The following is a 16739-nucleotide window of genomic DNA, read 5'->3' as shown; positions in this document are numbered from 1 at the left end:
ATTTCCTCAGGCGCTGATCACGACGTTGGCGGCGCTTTCCTTCAACTCCTCGCCGAAGGCGCGCTGATACTGCTCGGCCACCAGCGTGCGCTCCAACTCGTCGCACTTGTTGAGGAAGGTGACGCGGAAGGCGAAGCCGACATCGCCGAAAATCTCGGTGTTTTCGGCCCAGTTGATCACCGTCCGCGGGCTCATCACTGTCGAAAGATCGCCATTGACAAAGGCCGAGCGGGTGAGGTCGGCAACGCGCACCATGTTGGAAACGGTCTCGCGGCCCTCGGGCGTGGCGGCGAAGCTCTTCACCTTGGCGAGGATGATGTTCACTTCCTGCTCATGCGGCAGGTAGTTGAGCGTGGTCACCAGCGACCAGCGGTCCATCTGGGCCTGGTTGATCTGCTGGGTGCCGTGGTAAAGCCCGGTGGTGTCGCCGAGGCCGACCGTGTTGGCGGTCGCAAACAGGCGGAAGGCCGGGTGGGGGCTGATGACGCGGCTCTGGTCGAGCAGCGTCAGCCGGCCCGACGATTCCAGCACGCGCTGGATCACGAACATCACATCCGGGCGGCCGGCGTCATATTCGTCGAACACCAGCGCGACATTGTGCTGGTAGGCCCAGGGCAGGATGCCGTCCTTGAACTCGGTGACCTGCAGCCCGTCCTTGACCACGATTGCGTCCTTGCCGACGAGGTCGATACGGCTGACATGGCTGTCGAGGTTGACGCGCACGCACGGCCATTTCAGCCGCGCGGCGACCTGCTCGATATGGGTGGACTTGCCGGTGCCGTGATAGCCGGAGACCATGACGCGGCGGTTATGGGCAAAGCCCGCGAGAATGGCGAGCGTGGTGTCGCGATCGAAAAGGTAGTCGGGATCGAGGTCGGGCACATAGGGGTCGTCGGTCGAATAGGCCGGGACTTTCAGGTCGACATCGAGGCCGAAGGTTTCACGAACCGAGATGGTGGTGTCCGGAAGGTTCGAGTAGTCCAGATCGATCTTGCTCATCATTTCTCCAGCGCGGCCTCCTGGGAAAAGGCCGCTCAACGGTCTTTTATCTGCTTTTGATAATAGCGTCCTAGCAGAAGCCGGACTGCTTTAACAATTGGTATGCCTGCACCACGGCGCGAAAAGTTTCCTCCGAGCCGCGATCGCCGCCATTGGCGTCGGGGTGGTGTTTCTTGACCAGCAGCTTGTACTGCTTCTTGATGTCGTCGGATGTGGCCGAGGCGCTCAAGCCCAGCGTGTCGAAGGCCTTGGCCTCCAGCGTCTTCAGCTTGCGCTCGCGCTTCGGGCGCTGCGGCCTGCCATCCCTGCCGTCATGGACAAAGCCGAACGGATCGCGCATGCGCGCCCCCGATGCGGCATTGCCGGCCTTCTTGGAGCCGTTCAGCGGCGTCTTGCGGGTATCGCCGTTGACGCCGACGGTCCAGGTCGGGCGATGGCCGGTGAGCGCTTCCTTCTGATAGCGCGCGATCTCGCTGTCGGAGAGGCCCTCGAAATAATTATAGCCCTTGTTGTAGGCCTTCACATGCTCGAAGCAGAACAGGAAAAACTGTCCCTCGGCATTGCGGCCGACGGGGGCCTTGTGCTTTCCGGGCTTGTGGCAGCCGTCCCACTGGCACTCGGGCACAGCGGTCTCCGCATCGACTGGTTTTGCCGTGGCGGGGCCCTTGCGCTTGGTGCGGAGGCGGTCGAAATATTTGGAATCTAGATTCATGGCGCGTGATTATGACCTTCCAAGCCCGCCACAACAAGAATTGACAACGGGATTTCTTACTGGCTTTCTGCCCTGTTAACGCGTTGACCACGGCGCGGGGTTCGCGAAAGCCGGTTTTTGACCTTTCCGTCCGACGCGCCACGCGCGACAAGGAGTGAAACGATGGCGATGGCCGCAGCAATCGAAGACCGGCTGAATACCCTGTTCAATCCCGAACGGCTGATTTTGAAAGACGAGAGCGCGCAACATTCCGGCCACTACAATGATCCGGACGCGCCCGAGATCACCCATTTAAGGATCAGGATCGTATCCGACAAGTTCAAAGGGATGAGCCGCATCGCACGACATCGTGCCGTCAATGAGGCACTGGGCCCGGAATTCGCCCATGGCCTTCATGCTTTGGCGATCGAAGCCGCAGCACCCGACGAGCCGACGCGGTGGTAGCGGGGCGAGGGGCAGGTTGCGTGGACCGCGCTAAATCGCGACCCCGAAATGCCTCAGACCCTCGATCACGCCGTCGGCGATTTCGCCGCGGGCCTGATAGATACGGTCATTGTCCTTGGCAAGCGCCCGCAGGTCGTCATGGCCGTTGGCCGGGATGATGCCGCGCACCTCGGGGACCGTGAACATCGCGCTGTCATTGCCGGTGTCGCCGGCAACCACGACGTCATCATGGGCGATGTCGAGTTTTTGGCAAAGCCATGAAAGGCAGGCGCCCTTGTCGGCATTCTTCGGCAAGATGTCGAGATCGCGCTTCGACGAGTAGATCAGCTTGACCTCGAGCCCCTTTGCGGTCAGCGCATCCTCGATGGCCCGCAATCGGCCCTTCTTGGCGTTTTGCAGATACCAGCTTGACTTGTAGCCGTGCTGGTAGCGCTCCGGCTGGCGGATCACGTCGGGGATATTGGACATGATCCGCTCGACCGTCTCGACATCGAAGGCGGTGCCGATGAAATCATCGAAGCCGCCGATGGGCAGGCCGTTGCGGTGGTCATGCGCCATGGTGCCGACGCCGCCGATCAGGAAATCGGGCTCGGGCAGGCCGACCATGTCGATCAGTTCGCGGATATCGTCGACGAGCCGCCCGCTGTTGTAGACCAAGAGCGGCCGTTCGGCCTCGGGCACGGCCTCGAAGGCCCGGCGGAAGCGTTCCGTCGAGCCGTGGTCGCCGACAAGCGTGCCGTCGAGATCGGAGGAGAAAAGTCTGATGGCCATCGCTCAGTCGCCGTCATTCCAGGGTTCGGCCCAGTCGCTGTCCTGCAGCGACTGCCGCATCGGGCGGCCCTCGACCAGCGAGATCAATTGCTGGGCGATACCGGTCCAGGTGAACAGGCTGCGGGCCTTGTGCGCGCCCATGCGAGCCAGGCGATTATAGAGCCGCTGATGCTTGAACGGCTTCATCATCATGATGCCGAGATCGTATTTGTCGAACGTGTCGGCAAACAGCGCGTGACGGCCGAAGCTGATCGCGCGGTAGAGCCCGCCATTGGTGGTCACCACCGTCGGCGTGCCCGATGCCATCGCCTCGATCGCGGTCATGCCGAAGGGCTCGTAACGGCTTGAAAGCACGAACATGTCGGCCGCGCGATAGATATCCGGCAGATCGTCGTCGGAGACATAGCCGGAGAAATGGACCTTGTCCTCAAGCCCCAGTTCCTTCACCAGCGCCTTGAGCTCGTTCAGGATTTTGGTTTCGAGTTCGTCCATGTCCTCGCCGCCGACGGCAAGCTGTAGCTCGGCATCGGGAACCCGCTCGGCCATCACCGAGAAGGCCTGGATCAACAGGTCATAGCCCTTGTTGGTGGCGAGCCTGCCGAGCGCCAGCACGGTCTTGCCCTTGAAGCCGAAATTCTCGCGCAGCATGTTGCGGGTGGCGCCGGAGACCGGATAGAAGCGGTTGTCGTCGTAACCCGGCGGGATCATGTAGACCCGGTCCTCGCGGATCCCGTAATCCTCCACCAGCATGTCGACCTGGAGCGGCGTCGTCGCGATCACGCTGTCGCAGGCGCGGTAGATCTTGTTTTCGTGCTTGATCCGCTCGGTGAAGTTGAAGTCCTTTTCGAACTGTTCCTTCTTGTCGGGATAGTCGGTCTCCATCGTCCGCTTCTTCCACAGGCCGATCGAATGCGGGGTGTGGAGATGCGGGATGTGGAGCGCTTCGGCGAGCCGGAGGCCCGCATAGCCGGCGTCCCAGTAGTGGGAATTGATGAAGGTGTAATGGAGATCGTGCTCGCGCATGTAGCGCAGCGCATTCTCGCTCCATTCCAGCAGGTGCTTGTAGAGATATTCCTTGGGAATGAATTCCTTGCCGCCGCAGGGGATGCGCACAACCCGGACGCGTTCGTCGACCTCGTCGATCTCCGGCTGATCCTCGAACCGGCGGGTATAGATATCGACCGAGAAGCCGAGCTGGGCGAGTTTTTTCGAAAGTTCCAGGATGTAGACGACCTGTCCGCCGGTATCGGCGGCGCCAAGCGGCGGATCTGCGGCAACATATCCATGGGTGGAAACAAGCGCGATATTGGGATACTTATCGGACCCGTTCTTGTCTGCCATCTTCAATCCTTCCTTGCAAAATAAAGCGTGGCGTGTCGGCGCGGGCTCGGTTCTGTCATGGTTGCCGGGAGGAGGGCGAAAAGAATCGAACGGGCGCACGACCCGCCTTTCTCCGAACGCACAACCCGCGCGAAGTGTTCCACACAAACTTGAGCGATCCGAGGATATGTGGAACATAGGGGAACAGACGCATAAGGAAAACCCCTATGAATTCCTCCGCCAGCTTCCAGGACAACCCCGACGCGTTTCTGCGCAGGCTTTTCGATGTTGCCGTGGCCGCCGCTGATCCGATGAAACAGCTTGCGCGGTATCTGCCGGAGCCGCCGAAGGGCCGCACGATCGTGGTCGGGGCCGGCAAGGGATCGGCGCGCATGGCGGAGGCGCTGGAGGCCTGCTGGGAAGGGTCGCTCGAAGGCGTCGTCGTCACCCGCTACGGCCATGAAGCGCCCTGCAAGCATATCGAGATTCTCTCCGCCTCCCATCCCGTGCCCGATGAAGCCGGCGAGAAGGCGGCGAAACGCATTCTGGAAACCGTTTCGGATTTGACGGCGGACGATCTGGTGATCGTGCTGATCTCCGGCGGTGGTTCGGCGCTGCTGTCGCTGCCGCCGGAGGGCGTGACGCTCGCTGACAAGATCGCCGTCAACAAGGCGCTGTTGCGCTGCGGGGCGGCGATCGACGAGGTTAATTGCGTGCGCAAGCACCTGTCAGCGATCAAGGGCGGCAGGCTGGCCGCCGCGATCCACCCCGCGCGCTGCCACACGCTGCTGATTTCCGACGTGCCGGGCGACGATCCGGCGATCATCGCCTCGGGCCCGACGGTCGGCGAGACGACCACGGTCGAGGACGCGAAGGCAATCCTGAAGCGCTACGCCATCGATCTGCCCGATCATGTCGCCCGCCATCTCGATACCGAGGCGGCGCGTTGCGTGGCGCCCGACGATCCGCGCCTTGCGCGGGCGGAGAACCACATCATCGCCACCCCGTTCATGTCGCTGGAGGCGGCAGCCGACGCGGCGCGCGAGGCCGGTCTTGACGTGCTGGTGCTTGGCGATACGATCGAGGGCGAGGCCAAGGATGTCGGCATCGTCCATGCCGGTATCGCCGGCTCCGTCGTCCATCACGATGTGCCCGCCAAACGGCCCGCGATCATCCTTTCCGGCGGCGAAACCAGCGTGACCGTGAAGGGCGAGGGGCGGGGAGGCCGCAATGTCGAGTTCCTGCTCTCGCTTGCCGTCGAACTCAACGGGCTTGAGGGCGTCCACGCCCTTGCCGGCGATACCGACGGCGTTGACGGTCGCGAAGAGGTGGCCGGCGCCGTGATCGGGCCGGACACGCTCGACCGCGCGCGATCGCTCGGCCTCGATGCCCGCGCCTCGCTCGCTGACAATGACGGCCACAGCTTTTTCGAGGCGCTGGGCGACCAGGTCATCACCGGACCGACGCTGACCAATGTCAACGATTTCCGGGCAATTTTGATTCTCTGAATTGCAGCCCGCATCGCGGAACCGGCGCGCTTGCCGCGCGCCGGCGGTTCGTGCGCGCGAAATCGCGGCGCGGCCGGCTGAATGTTTGCTTCATTTTACGCTTTGGTAACCATATTCGCACATTTTTTGCGAGAGCCCGCGCGGCGAATCCCGCGATGCGCGTCCGGCACCTGGTTGGTTGAAGTGGATTACCAATGCGTCGTTTTGTAACCGGTCTTGCAGGCCTTTGCGTTCTCGCGCTCGCTTCCTGCGCCTCCAACGGGGAGCGCGATACCACCATCCTCAAGACCGCGCTGCTGCCGGCTCCGGCGCGCGTTCTTTCCGAAGCGCCAAACGCGATCGAGGTCATCACCACGGGTTCGATCGGGGAGATCATGCCGATAGAAGAAGCGCCGTTGCAGCTTGGCTCCATCCATTCGCGCATTGTCGACGGCGCCGATCGCGGCACGCAGGTCATGACCATCAGCCTTGGCGAGGACGGCCGCCCGGAACACCATCCGCTCGCGGGCCGCACGATCTATCTGGATGAGACCCGCGATATCACGCTGGCGCCGCTCGAAGTGGTGCTGACCTTCGATGACGGCCCGGTGCCCGGCCGCACCAATGTGGTGCTGGATGCGCTCGATGCTTATGGCGTCAAGGGCCTGTTCTTCATGGTCGGTCAGATGGCGCATTATTATCCGGAGACGGCAGTGCAGGTTTCGGCGGCTGGCCATACGATCGCCACCCACACCTGGTCGCACCCCTATCTGCCCGCGCTTGGCCATGATGCGGCCGTCGCCAATATCGACAAGGGCAGGGCGGTTGTGGAGGAGACGACCGGCGAAACGCCGCATTTCTTCCGCTTTCCCTATCTCGCCGAAAACGAATGGCTCGACCGCGCGCTTGCCAGCCGCGGCCTGATCCCTGTCGGCGCCGATGTCGATTCCCTCGATTATCGTGAAGCGACCACCGAGCAACTGGTGGAGCGGGTGATGCGCGGACTGGAGGCCCGTGGCGGCGGCATTGTGCTGATGCATGATCTGCAGGGCCGCACGGCCCGCGCCATCAGCCCGCTGCTCGCGCGGCTGGAGGAGGGCGGCTACAAGGTGGTGCAGCTTAAATACGGCGCCCCGCCGCAGAAGGACGATACGCTGGTGGCGCGGCTCCAGACAAATCCCCGGCGATAGCTTTCGTGCGCGCACGTACCGCAACGGCGTTCAACCGCCTTGAAATGCGCGATCCTGCGGTCTAGAACCGCCTCGGCCCGCCAGAGGCGCCGACATCCCGGATGGCGCGCGGCCAACAAGCACCGAGGGAGGCATCATGAGCCATCGTAAACTCTTTCTTCTGCCCGGCGACGGCATCGGCCCGGAAATCACCGAGGAATTCGTCAAGGTCATCAGCCTTTTGAACGACAAGGCCAGCGCGGGTTTTGAAATCGAGCGCGGGCTTGTCGGCGGCGCGGCCTATGACGCTCACGGCAAGGCGATCTCCGACGACGACATGGCGCGGGCGATGGCGGCCGATGCGGTGATGTTCGCCGCCGTCGGTGGTCCCAAATGGGACAATGTCGCCTATGACGTGCGCCCCGAAGCAGGCCTTCTGCGCCTTCGCAAGGATCTCGAACTCTTCGCCAATCTGCGCCCGGCGATCTGCTATGCGGCGCTTGCGGCGTCGTCCTCGCTGAAGCCTGAACTGGTCGAAGGCCTCGATATCCTGATCGTGCGCGAGCTCACCGGTGGCGTCTATTTCGGCGAGCCGAAGGAAATCATCGACCTCGGCAATGGTCAGCAGCGCGCGATCGACACCCAGGTCTACGATACCTACGAGATCGAGCGCATCGCCGCCGTCGCCTTTGAACTGGCGCGCACCCGCGGCAACCGCGTCTGCTCGATGGAAAAGCGCAACGTGATGAAGTCCGGCCTGTTCTGGAACCAGGTCGTGACGCGCGTTCACAAGGAAAAGTTCGCCGATGTCGAGCTGTCGCACATGCTGGCCGATGCCGGCGGCATGCAGCTCGTGCGCGCGCCCAAGCAGTTCGACGTGATCGTCACCGACAACCTGTTCGGCGACATGCTCTCGGATGTGGCCGCGATGTTGACCGGCTCGCTCGGCATGCTGCCGTCCGCCTCGCTCGGCGCGGAAGATGCCGTCACCGGCAAGCGCAAGGCGATGTATGAGCCGGTTCACGGCTCGGCCCCCGATATAGCAGGGCAGGGCGTTGCCAATCCGCTCGCCATGCTCGCCTCGTTCGCCATGTGCCTGCGCTATTCGTTCAACATGATCGAAGAGGCGGAAGCGCTCGACGCCGCGATCGCCAAGGTGCTCGATGACGGACTGCGCACCGGCGACATCATGGCGCCGGGCTGCCGCAAGGTCGGCACCAGCGAAATGGGCGATGCCGTGGTCGCCGCCTTCGCTGCCACGCTCGGCGTTTGAAGATGAGGGCCGGCGGTGGGGTTTATAACCGCCGTCGCCGCGCTATCTTGTCGGGATGAACGAGACCCGCGAAGACCTTCCCAAAACCGGTATCCGCATGCCGCCGCTTTTCTGGAAGCGGCGCGTTGCGCATGAGACCTTCCGCCTTTCCGCCACCTGCTGGCCCTGGTTTCTTCTGCCTGCCGCGACGCTGGCGCTGTTGTGCATGGCGACGCTTGACGGTCCGGTGGCCTCGGCGCGCGACACGATGTCATCGCGGTTTCAGGATTTCGCCGCGCGGCTGACCGACGTCACCACCGCGCCGTGGATATTGGGTGCCAGCGGGACTGTGACCGTCCTCGCCTATGTCGCTATCGCCTGCCTTGCCAGCCCGCGCGCGAAATTCCGCGCCGCGCTGGTGCTGCATCAGGGCTTTTATCTGTTCTGTTCCGTGGCGCTCGCCAGCGCCACCGTCAATGTCGTCAAGCGTCTGATCGGCCGGGCGCGTCCAACGCTGTTCGATACGGTCGGCGACCTGCACTTCAATGTCGGCGTCTGGGCCTATGATTACGCAAGCTTTCCCTCCGGCCATTCGACGACATCGGGCGCGATCTTCGCCGGGCTGGCGCTGCTCTATCCACGGCTTGGGCCGTTCTTCGCCGCCTTCGCCATCTTCTTCGGCTTCGCACGCATCGCTGTCGGCGCGCATTATCCGAGCGATGTCTCGGCGGGGCTGTTCTACGGCGCCTGGATTTCGGTGCTCGTGGCCTGCGTCTTCGCCCGCTACCGGCTGCTGTTCGCCGTGCAGGAACGGGGCCTGCCGGTGCGTCGACCGCGTCCGCGCCTGCGCGACCGATTGCGGTCGTAATTTTTCTGTGATGAACGGAGAGTAGAAAGGCGACGCTCGCCGGCCTCGGCGGCTGGGCGTTGAAGTGGTATGTCGGTTAGTGTATCTTACGCTATAGGCCGAGCAAGTAGATAATATTACAAAAAATACGGCTTTGAGGTGAACCGCAGGGGGTGGAATGTCGGAGCGCTATCGCTGGTTTTGTAAGCGCAGAAAACTGAAAGATCAGCCGTGGCCCTGCACACATTGGCGTGGCTTTATGGTCGGAGTTGCGGGGTTGTTGTTTGTGGCCTTCGCAGTTTTCGATTATCCGGTCGGCTTGATGGCCAATGACCTTCCCCGTCAGATTGTGGACTTTGGTGAATTCATCACCCATTTCGGCCAATCGGAATGGATTCTGATCGCCAGTTTTGTGGTGTTTTGCCTGGGTATGGCGGCGGCCGGAACGGCTGATCTTAGCGATTTGCGCGCGCGCGCAAAAGGCGTATTCCTGGCGCAGGCGGCGAGCTTCATGTTCGTATCTGTCGCCTTTTCGGGACTTGCGGTGAACGTTCTGAAGGGGCTTATCGGCAGACCGCGGCCGAATATGCTGATCTACCATCAGATCGGCCCGTTCTCATTCGACCCGCTAAGCTTCGCGAGTAGATTCGCGAGCTTCCCATCCGGACATGCCACCACGGTTGCGGCGATCTTCACAGCGGCGGCGTTTTTCATGCCCCGTCATCGCGTGCTGTTTTTCAGCCTTGCGGTCTGCACCGCCATGAGTCGCACCATCGTTGGTGCGCATTATCCGAGCGATGTCATTGCGGGTCTGGCCTTTGGCAGTTGGTGTACCTATCTGACTGCGATCATCTTTTCGCGCTATCGCATGGTGTTCAACATCGACCCCCACGGCTGGCCGGTGCCACGCAACTGCTTTTCCGCGCTGAAGCCGGAATTCATGCGCAAGCATCCGCATCCTGCAGCGCCCCAAACAGACCTTGACTTGACCACGCAAAAGGGCCATTAGCCTTCGCGGTAGAAGGAAAAGCCGAATATGCCGCTCTTTGCGCGTCACATTGCTGCTGATGTTGCCCTGGCGCCCCGCGCCGGCGGCCGGATTTCGCCTTCCCGCAGTTTCATGAAAACAGCCAAGAAAACGACGACGAAAACCGTCTGACGTTCCTGGCCTACCGCTCTCTCCCCGGTTCGGCCGGGGACGGGAAGATGCCGTTTCGGCCGCTCTTCCACTCCCGCGATTTTCGAGGAGAGAAACGAAAGAGAGCTTATCATCATGGGTTTCAAGATTGCAGTCGTGGGCGCCACCGGCAATGTCGGGCGCGAAATGCTGTCCATCCTCGAAGAACGCGGCTTTCCCGCCGATGAGGTCGTGGCGCTTGCCTCCAGCCGTTCCGTCGGCACGGAAGTCTCCTACGGCGACAAGACGCTGAAGGTGAAGAACCTCGAAAACCATGATTTTTCCGACACCGATATCTGCCTGATGTCGGCCGGCGGTTCGATCTCGCAGAAATGGTCGCCGAAGATCGGCGCGGCCGGCTGCGTCGTCATCGACAATTCCTCGGCCTGGCGCTACGACGCCGACGTGCCGCTGATCGTGCCGGAGGTCAATCCGGATGCGATCGAGGGTTTCCGCAAGCGCAACATCATCGCCAATCCGAACTGCTCGACCGCCCAGCTCGTCGTCGCGCTGAAGCCGCTGCATGATCGCGCCACGATCAAACGGCTTGTGGTTTCGACCTATCAGTCCGTTTCGGGCGCCGGCAAGGACGGCATGGACGAGCTGTTCAACCAGACCCGCGCCGTGTTCGTGGCCGACCCGATCGAGAGCAAGAAGTTCACCAAGCGCATCGCCTTCAACGTGATCCCGCACATCGACAGCTTCATGGAAGACGGCTACACCAAGGAAGAATGGAAGGTGCTGGCCGAGACCAAGAAGATGCTCGACCCGAAGATCAGGGTCACCTGCACTGCCGTGCGCGTGCCGGTGTTCATCGGCCATTCGGAATCGGTCAATATCGAGTTCGAAAAGGAAATCACCGCCGATGAGGCCCGCGACATCCTGCGCGAGGCGCCCGGCTGCCAGGTGATCGACAAGCATGAGGACGGCGGTTACATGACGCCGGTCGAATGCGCCGGCGAGGACTCCACCTTCATCTCCCGCATCCGCGAGGATGCGACCGTCGAGAATGGCCTTGCCATGTGGGTGGTCGCCGACAATCTGCGCAAGGGCGCCGCGCTGAACGCGATCCAGATCGCGGAGTTGCTGGTGGAGCGCAACCTGGTGAAGCCGCGCGCCATGGCGTGATGCCTTCTCCCGAATAGCAAACGGCGCCGGGATTTCTCCCGGCGCCGTTTGTGTTTTCAGGGATGTTCGGTCGGCTTTACAGAAATTCCACCTTGCCGGTCGCGATATCGTATACGCCGGCCAGCGATTTCACCGCGCCCGATCCGTTCATGTCGCTGAGAATTGGTCCGGTTTCCGCGGCAATCCGGGCGTTATAGACCGCGTTTTCCGCAGTAGCAGCGGCAAGCAGATCCTCGGGGTTCTGCTGCATGGCGTTGTAGACGGCGGGCCGGATGGCATTGACCAGGCTCGGCAGATGGCCCGGCGGCAGTTCGTTATCGCGGATCGAATCGATGGTCGCGCGTATCGCCCCGCAACTGGTGTGGCCGAGAACCATGACGGCCTGAACGCCGAGAACGGCGGCCGCGAATTCAAGGCTGGCAATGCCGTCCTCACTCAGGAAATTTCCGGCGACGCGTACGACGAACAGATCGCCCGGCGCCTGATCGAAGATCAGTTCCGGCACCACGCGCGAATCCGCGCAGGCGACGATCGCGGCAAAGGGCGACTGGCCGGCAGCCCTGGTGTTGCGCGTCACCGAGTGGTCGGCATTGTTCGGCGTATTGGCGACATAGCGCGCATTGCCGTCCATCAGGCGCTGGATCGCCTCATCGGGGGAAGTCGGCGGGGTGGCCGTAGTTTGCGCGAAAGCGCGCCCGCCAAACGGAACCGCAAGCGAAAGCGCCAAACCGCCCATCAATAGGCCGCGACGGCCGAGTGTTCCTCTATCGCATTGATCGCACATGGCATTATCCTCCTGCTGCGGCGCGCGATGCGGCCGCTCTGACCCTGTTGGTTTACCGATCCTGCAGGACCGGCAAGTGCAGTTTTCTGATTGCCGTGATACGCTTACAGCGACAGCTATTATTGGCTATCCGATTTCCGCAAAATTGCGGAAAATCAGTTCCGGCGGCAAGCTGCGAGCGTGACCGACGGCGTTTCGCCGAAGATGCGCCTGTAATCGCCCGAGAAACGGCCGAAATGCAGGAAGCCGTGCTGCATCGCCACCCGCGTCACCGTCGTCTGACGCGGGCTGGCCGCGGCAAGCGCCGCACGCGCCCGGTTGAGGCGCAGCAAACGCAGATAGGTATTGGGCGACATGCCGATATATTCGTGAAACGCATATTGCAGCCGGCGTTGCGAGACGCCGGTGGCCGCGCAGATATCCACGATCGTCGGCAGTCGGTCGCTTTCCACGCAGCTTTCTATATAGGCGCGCGCGAGGCTGCAAACGGCAAAGGCGCGGGCGCGTGCGGCACGCGAAAGGCCCTCGAAGCCCTCGCTCTGGGCGGCCACCTGCAGGGCGGATTGCAGCAGCAGGTCCCTGATCATCGCGTTGTCGCATGGCGTGCCGCGCTCAGGGGCTGCCTGGTCAGTGAAGGCCATGATATCTGCGGCGAGCCCCCCTTTCGAGGGCGTGGTCCATGACCGGATCGTCTCCGGCGCCTCCTCCCAGCCTCGCGGGTTGAGTATCCGTGCTCCTCGGATAAAGGCGGCCTGATCGAAGCTGATATAGGTCGTGCGCGTGCCGGCTGGCACGTAAAGATCGAAACATGTGTGCTCCGGCAGGAAAAACACGGTATCCGGGTGGTTGATGCCCTGATCGGAAAACCGGAATGCCTGGTCCGGGGTGCAATAGGAAAGCGTACACAGATTGGCCGGCGTTTTGCCGATCTTCTGGACCGATGCAGCCTGATCCTCATGCACGACCTGCTGGTTTCCGAGGTCGATCGTTTCCATGCGACAGACGGTTTTGCCGCGGCCGAGTTGAAAACACTCCATGTCGATCCAAGGCTGCATCGCGGCCTGATCGGCCGCGCATGTCAGCACCGACGATCGCACGATCGGCGCCATCGTTACGCTATCGGCCATACCCGCATCCCTCCGCCGATCGATCCTCTGTCAACGGCGCCGCCGCGGCAAGACCGGAAGGACAGCGATCGACCGGGACCTCCATCAGAAGAATAGCATAAGATTGAGAGAGAAGGGCGGCCTATATGCGCTATGGCGAACTTGCCAATCCAAGACAAAGGCCGAGGAAATTCCGCCACCCGACCATCAACGGTCGATCAGTCCTTCTTCAGGCTGGCGAGAACCTCGACGGTATGTTCCCCGAGGGTCGGCGGTGGGCGAACGGGGCAGCGTTCGCCGTCGATACGCCAGGGCGGGGCGGTGAAGGCGATGTCGTCTCCTTGCGGGTTTCGGTGGGTGACCACCATCTCGGAGGCCGCGGTGCGCGGATGGGTCAGTGCTTCGTAGAGCCCCAGGACCTCGCCGCACGGAATGCCGGCCGCCGACAGCGTATGCAGTAGGTCCGCGCGGTTGTGTTTGAGCAGTTCGCGTTCCAGTTCTGGGATCAGCGCATCACGGTGCTGCGATCGCAGGATGTTCGTGGCATAGCGTGGGTCATCGGCCATATCCGCGCGTCCGAGCGCATCGTTACACAACGACCTGAACTGTCGGTTGTTGCCGACCGCGATGACGAGCGGTCCGTCGGCCGCGTCGAACACGCCATAGGGCACGATCGAGGGGTGCGCGTTGCCGTAGCGCGGCGGGTCGGATTTCATCACCAGGGCATCGAGCCCGTAATAGGCGCTGAGCGTGACGCCGCAATCATAGAGCGAGAGGTCGATGCGGCGGCCCTGTCCGGTCCGTTGCACCTGCACCAGTGCCGCCAGAATCGCCTGGGCCGCGTACATGCCGGTAAACATGTCGACGACCGCGACGCCGAATTTCAGCGGCGGACGCCCGGCCTCGCCATTGATCGCCATCAGGCCGCTTTCGCCCTGGACCACCAGATCGTAGCCCGAACGCTTCGCCTCTTCGCCGGACCGATCATAGCCGGCAATCGAGCAATAGATGATCCGGGGATTGATCTTCAGCAGGTCCTCGAAACCGAGGCCGAAGCGCTCCATCCCGCCCTGCTTGAAATTTTCCACGACGACATCGGCATCTGCGACTAGTGCGCGCGCCGCCTCGACCATGTCCGGATCGCCGAGATCGAGCGCGACCGAGCGCTTGTTGCGGTTGAAGGCGTAGTAATAGGTCGTTTCGGTTTCGCCGAGGCGGATCCCCCAGTCGCGCGTGTCGTCGCCGCGCTCGGGATGCTCGATCTTGATCACGTCGGCGCCAAGGTCTCCGAGAACCTGGGTGCCGAGCGGGCCCGCGAGCACCCGCGAAAAATCGACGACTTTGATTCCTTCAAGGGGTAGAGCCGGCATTCCAGGACCTCCGATTGACGCATTTTCCGTCAGCTATTGACTTATTTACCGTCTAGCCGGAAATAAATTCGAATAGCTGTCTTGTCAAATCCGCGCTTCGCATGTTGTGACAAGGAAAAGGGGGAGGCCGCAATGGAAAAAATGTCGAATACCCGTCTCCCGGCCCGGGATGACAGCCGCCATCTACAGGCCCGGGGCAGCGGCTCGGGAAGATGATCCAATACCTGCCTTACGGCATACGGCTTCTGGTCATCTTTACGGTCGCCGCGGCGGGCGCGGGGGGCGCGGTTGCCGCCGGGATGCCCTTGCCCTGGATGCTCGGGCCGCTTTTTGCGGCGGCGGCGGTGGCGATGGCCAAGCCGAAGGTTTTCGGCGCGATACCGGTGATGCCGACGCCGCTGCGGAACATCTTCATTCCCATCATCGGCCTCATGATCGGATCGCAGGTCACGCCGCAGACGATCATGCATATGGGAAAGTGGTGGCCGTCGCTGCTTCTTGTGATTCCGTTCGCGCTCGTGACGCAGATGATCAGCTACATGCTCTTGAAGCGGCTGGGCGGCTTTGACCGCGCCACCGCCTTCTTCGCCTCATCGCCGGGCGGCGTCGTCGAGGCGGTGATCATCAGCGAGCGGTTCAATGGCGACCCGACGCTCACGGTGGTGCAGCATCTGGCGCGGATTTCGCTTGCGGTCACCATCATCCCTCTGCTGCTGACCGTCTATGTCGGCCATCCTGTCGGCAGCGCGAGCGGGGCAAGCACGCCCGACGCGGTGAACCCGATCGGAGTGCTGGATACCCTGCTGATGGCGGCCGCCGCCTTCGTCGGCGCCTATGTCGCCCGCAAGATCCACCTGCCGGCGGCCAATATGATCGGTCCGATGATCGCGAGCGCCGCGCTGCATTCCACCGGGCTCACATTCGCCCTGATCCCGACATCGCTTGTCCAGGTCACCCAGCTCGTCATCGGCGCCAGCCTTGGCGGACGGTTCGCGGCGGTCGACATGCGCACGCTCTACAAATCGGTGATGCTGTCGCTTCCGCTGATCATCGTTTCCCTGTCGGTGGCGGTGGCGGCGGGCCTGACGGTTTCGATGCTTGGCTATAATTCCGTGATCGTCGGATTCATTGCCTTCGCGCCGGGCGGCGTGACGGAAATGGGCCTGATCGCCATTTCAATCGACGCCGACCCGGTCTATGTCGCCTGCCACCATATCGTCCGGATATTCACGGCCGTCCTCTTCCTGCCCCTGATCTACCGCTTCCTGATAGCGCCAAGACAGTGAGCCTGAAACATGGAACGCCGCAGCCAGGCGACTTATGTTTAGAGCCGCTTATGCTCAGGGCGTCAGGGAGAAATATAAGAAGAAGAATTGTTAGCGGATGAGGGATTTGCCCCCGGATTATGATTTGGCCAAAGTGTTCAAGCAATCTAGGCTCAGATGTGGTCAGACTGTTTCGGTAGGTCATTGAATTGGTTGAGGTCGGGCTTTCCGATCTGCCCCAGTTGTTTCAAATGTACTCATTCAAACGCAACGGCTCTGACTCCCCTGTGACACCCGGACCCAACATTCAACATTTCAAAGGGAACGAATGACTTTCCTAAAGGTCAGAGAAACCCGGCGCGATCTTTCAACTCTATCTCCGCCAACCATATCTGATTTTCGAGCTGGGATTTCGTGGGTCCATGCATAGCGAGCGGCGTCCTTCATAACGATCACCGACCGAGGTTCAAGCAACGTGGCAAGCTTTGTACCGGTGCGCTTTTCTCGGAAAACCATTTCGCACTGAGAAAGTAAACTTAGCGAAACAATCGTATCGTCGAAACACGGTTCGCAATCAACATGCGCACTGATCCCATGTCCCGGCAGGTATTCATTCGCTATAACCTGATCCGGCGGATCATCGAAATAACCAGCAGCAACCAGACGACTTCCCAGATGTTGAAGCCACTGCGGCAATTCCCCCATATAAGCATCCGACGTGACAGCACGCGCTTTGTAGTTGTAGCGATATCCAAAATGTTGAACACGTCGCCTAAGCTCGCCACTCCAAACGCCGGCGTCGAGCCGTTTCTCAAACTCGCCCTCTTCCACCCGCGAAATAAAGTCGGCAGCATAGCGAGCGCCCGGTGAGAGGTGGCTCGGTTTGTCTGAACAGTTTGGGGCGTTTC

At 61.8% G+C, this 16739-nt stretch carries 17 protein-coding genes; 9 read left to right on the top strand and 8 right to left on the bottom strand.

Annotation, left to right across the window (positions count from 1 at the left end):
• Nucleotides 1–6 precede the first annotated feature (6 nt).
• Together cobS and K7H91_RS22855 are read right to left on the bottom strand one after the other, a co-directional pair.
• Nucleotides 7–999, bottom strand: a complete 993-nt coding sequence (gene cobS / locus K7H91_RS22860; RefSeq protein ID WP_230722500.1) for a cobaltochelatase subunit CobS — start codon at nt 997–999, stop codon at nt 7–9.
• 70 nt (nt 1000–1069) lie between these two features.
• Nucleotides 1070–1711, bottom strand: coding sequence for a J domain-containing protein (locus K7H91_RS22855; RefSeq protein ID WP_230722499.1), 642 nt, complete (start codon nt 1709–1711; stop codon nt 1070–1072).
• Between the two features lie 162 nt (nt 1712–1873).
• On the opposite strand from K7H91_RS22855, the gene K7H91_RS22850 reads away from it, so the two are divergent.
• On the top strand, nt 1874–2155 hold the full coding sequence (locus K7H91_RS22850) for a BolA family protein (RefSeq protein ID WP_230722498.1): 282 nt from the start codon (nt 1874–1876) through the stop codon (nt 2153–2155).
• A 30-nt stretch (nt 2156–2185) separates the two neighbouring features.
• Here K7H91_RS22850 and K7H91_RS22845 read toward each other — a convergent pair whose 3' ends face one another.
• Together K7H91_RS22845 and K7H91_RS22840 are read right to left on the bottom strand one after the other, a co-directional pair.
• A complete protein-coding gene (locus K7H91_RS22845) occupies nt 2186–2926 on the bottom strand; it encodes an HAD-IIB family hydrolase (RefSeq protein WP_230722497.1) in 741 nt (246 codons plus the stop codon).
• 3 nt (nt 2927–2929) lie between these two features.
• A complete protein-coding gene (locus tag K7H91_RS22840) occupies nt 2930–4267 on the bottom strand; it encodes a glycosyltransferase family 4 protein (protein ID WP_230722496.1) in 1338 nt (445 codons plus the stop codon).
• A gap of 206 nt (nt 4268–4473) precedes the next feature.
• On the opposite strand from K7H91_RS22840, the gene K7H91_RS22835 reads away from it, so the two are divergent.
• The 7 genes from K7H91_RS22835 (at nt 4474) to K7H91_RS22810 (ending at nt 11306) form a co-directional block, all read left to right on the top strand.
• Complete coding sequence (locus K7H91_RS22835; RefSeq protein WP_230722495.1) at nt 4474–5754, top strand: glycerate kinase type-2 family protein; 1281 nt, start codon at nt 4474–4476, stop codon at nt 5752–5754.
• 194 nt (nt 5755–5948) lie between these two features.
• On the top strand, nt 5949–6923 hold the full coding sequence (locus K7H91_RS22830; protein WP_230722494.1) for a polysaccharide deacetylase family protein: 975 nt from the start codon (nt 5949–5951) through the stop codon (nt 6921–6923).
• 136 nt (nt 6924–7059) lie between these two features.
• The gene (leuB, locus tag K7H91_RS22825) at nt 7060–8175 is read left to right on the top strand and encodes a 3-isopropylmalate dehydrogenase (protein ID WP_230722493.1); all 1116 of its coding nucleotides are present in this window, start codon (nt 7060–7062) and stop codon (nt 8173–8175) included.
• 55 nt (nt 8176–8230) lie between these two features.
• The gene (locus K7H91_RS22820) at nt 8231–9022 is read left to right on the top strand and encodes a phosphatase PAP2 family protein (RefSeq protein ID WP_230722492.1); all 792 of its coding nucleotides are present in this window, start codon (nt 8231–8233) and stop codon (nt 9020–9022) included.
• A gap of 157 nt (nt 9023–9179) precedes the next feature.
• Nucleotides 9180–10010 (top strand): phosphatase PAP2 family protein, encoded by an 831-nt coding sequence (locus K7H91_RS22815; protein WP_230722491.1) that lies wholly within the window; start codon nt 9180–9182, stop codon nt 10008–10010.
• Nucleotides 10011–10037: 27 nt separating this feature from the next.
• Nucleotides 10038–10160: a hypothetical protein gene (locus K7H91_RS25620; RefSeq protein WP_269066473.1), complete on the top strand. Its 123-nt coding sequence runs from the start codon at nt 10038–10040 to the stop codon at nt 10158–10160.
• 114 nt (nt 10161–10274) lie between these two features.
• Nucleotides 10275–11306: an aspartate-semialdehyde dehydrogenase gene (locus tag K7H91_RS22810; protein ID WP_230722490.1), complete on the top strand. Its 1032-nt coding sequence runs from the start codon at nt 10275–10277 to the stop codon at nt 11304–11306.
• 76 nt (nt 11307–11382) lie between these two features.
• On the opposite strand, the gene K7H91_RS22805 is transcribed toward K7H91_RS22810, so the two are convergent.
• From K7H91_RS22805 to K7H91_RS22795, 3 genes are all read right to left on the bottom strand, one after another.
• Nucleotides 11383–12090 carry a carbonic anhydrase gene (locus K7H91_RS22805; RefSeq protein ID WP_230722489.1) on the bottom strand — a complete coding sequence of 236 codons (708 nt, stop codon included), beginning with the start codon at nt 12088–12090 and terminating at the stop codon, nt 11383–11385.
• A gap of 155 nt (nt 12091–12245) precedes the next feature.
• The gene (locus K7H91_RS22800; protein ID WP_230722488.1) at nt 12246–13217 is read right to left on the bottom strand and encodes a helix-turn-helix domain-containing protein; all 972 of its coding nucleotides are present in this window, start codon (nt 13215–13217) and stop codon (nt 12246–12248) included.
• 197 nt (nt 13218–13414) lie between these two features.
• Nucleotides 13415–14566 carry a CaiB/BaiF CoA transferase family protein gene (locus K7H91_RS22795; RefSeq protein ID WP_230722487.1) on the bottom strand — a complete coding sequence of 384 codons (1152 nt, stop codon included), beginning with the start codon at nt 14564–14566 and terminating at the stop codon, nt 13415–13417.
• Between the two features lie 212 nt (nt 14567–14778).
• Here K7H91_RS22795 and K7H91_RS22790 point away from each other — a divergent pair, with 212 nt between their 5' ends.
• Nucleotides 14779–15852: an AbrB family transcriptional regulator gene (locus K7H91_RS22790; RefSeq protein WP_230722486.1), complete on the top strand. Its 1074-nt coding sequence runs from the start codon at nt 14779–14781 to the stop codon at nt 15850–15852.
• Between the two features lie 294 nt (nt 15853–16146).
• On the opposite strand, the gene K7H91_RS22785 is transcribed toward K7H91_RS22790, so the two are convergent.
• On the bottom strand, nt 16147–16739 hold a 593-nt coding region (locus K7H91_RS22785), incomplete at its 5' end, for an alpha-ketoglutarate-dependent dioxygenase AlkB (RefSeq protein ID WP_269066471.1).

The organism is Martelella mediterranea (assembly GCF_021021415.1).
Classification (GTDB): Bacteria; Pseudomonadota; Alphaproteobacteria; order Rhizobiales; family Rhizobiaceae; genus Martelella; species Martelella mediterranea_C.
This window is presented reverse-complemented; position numbering and strand designations above follow the sequence as displayed.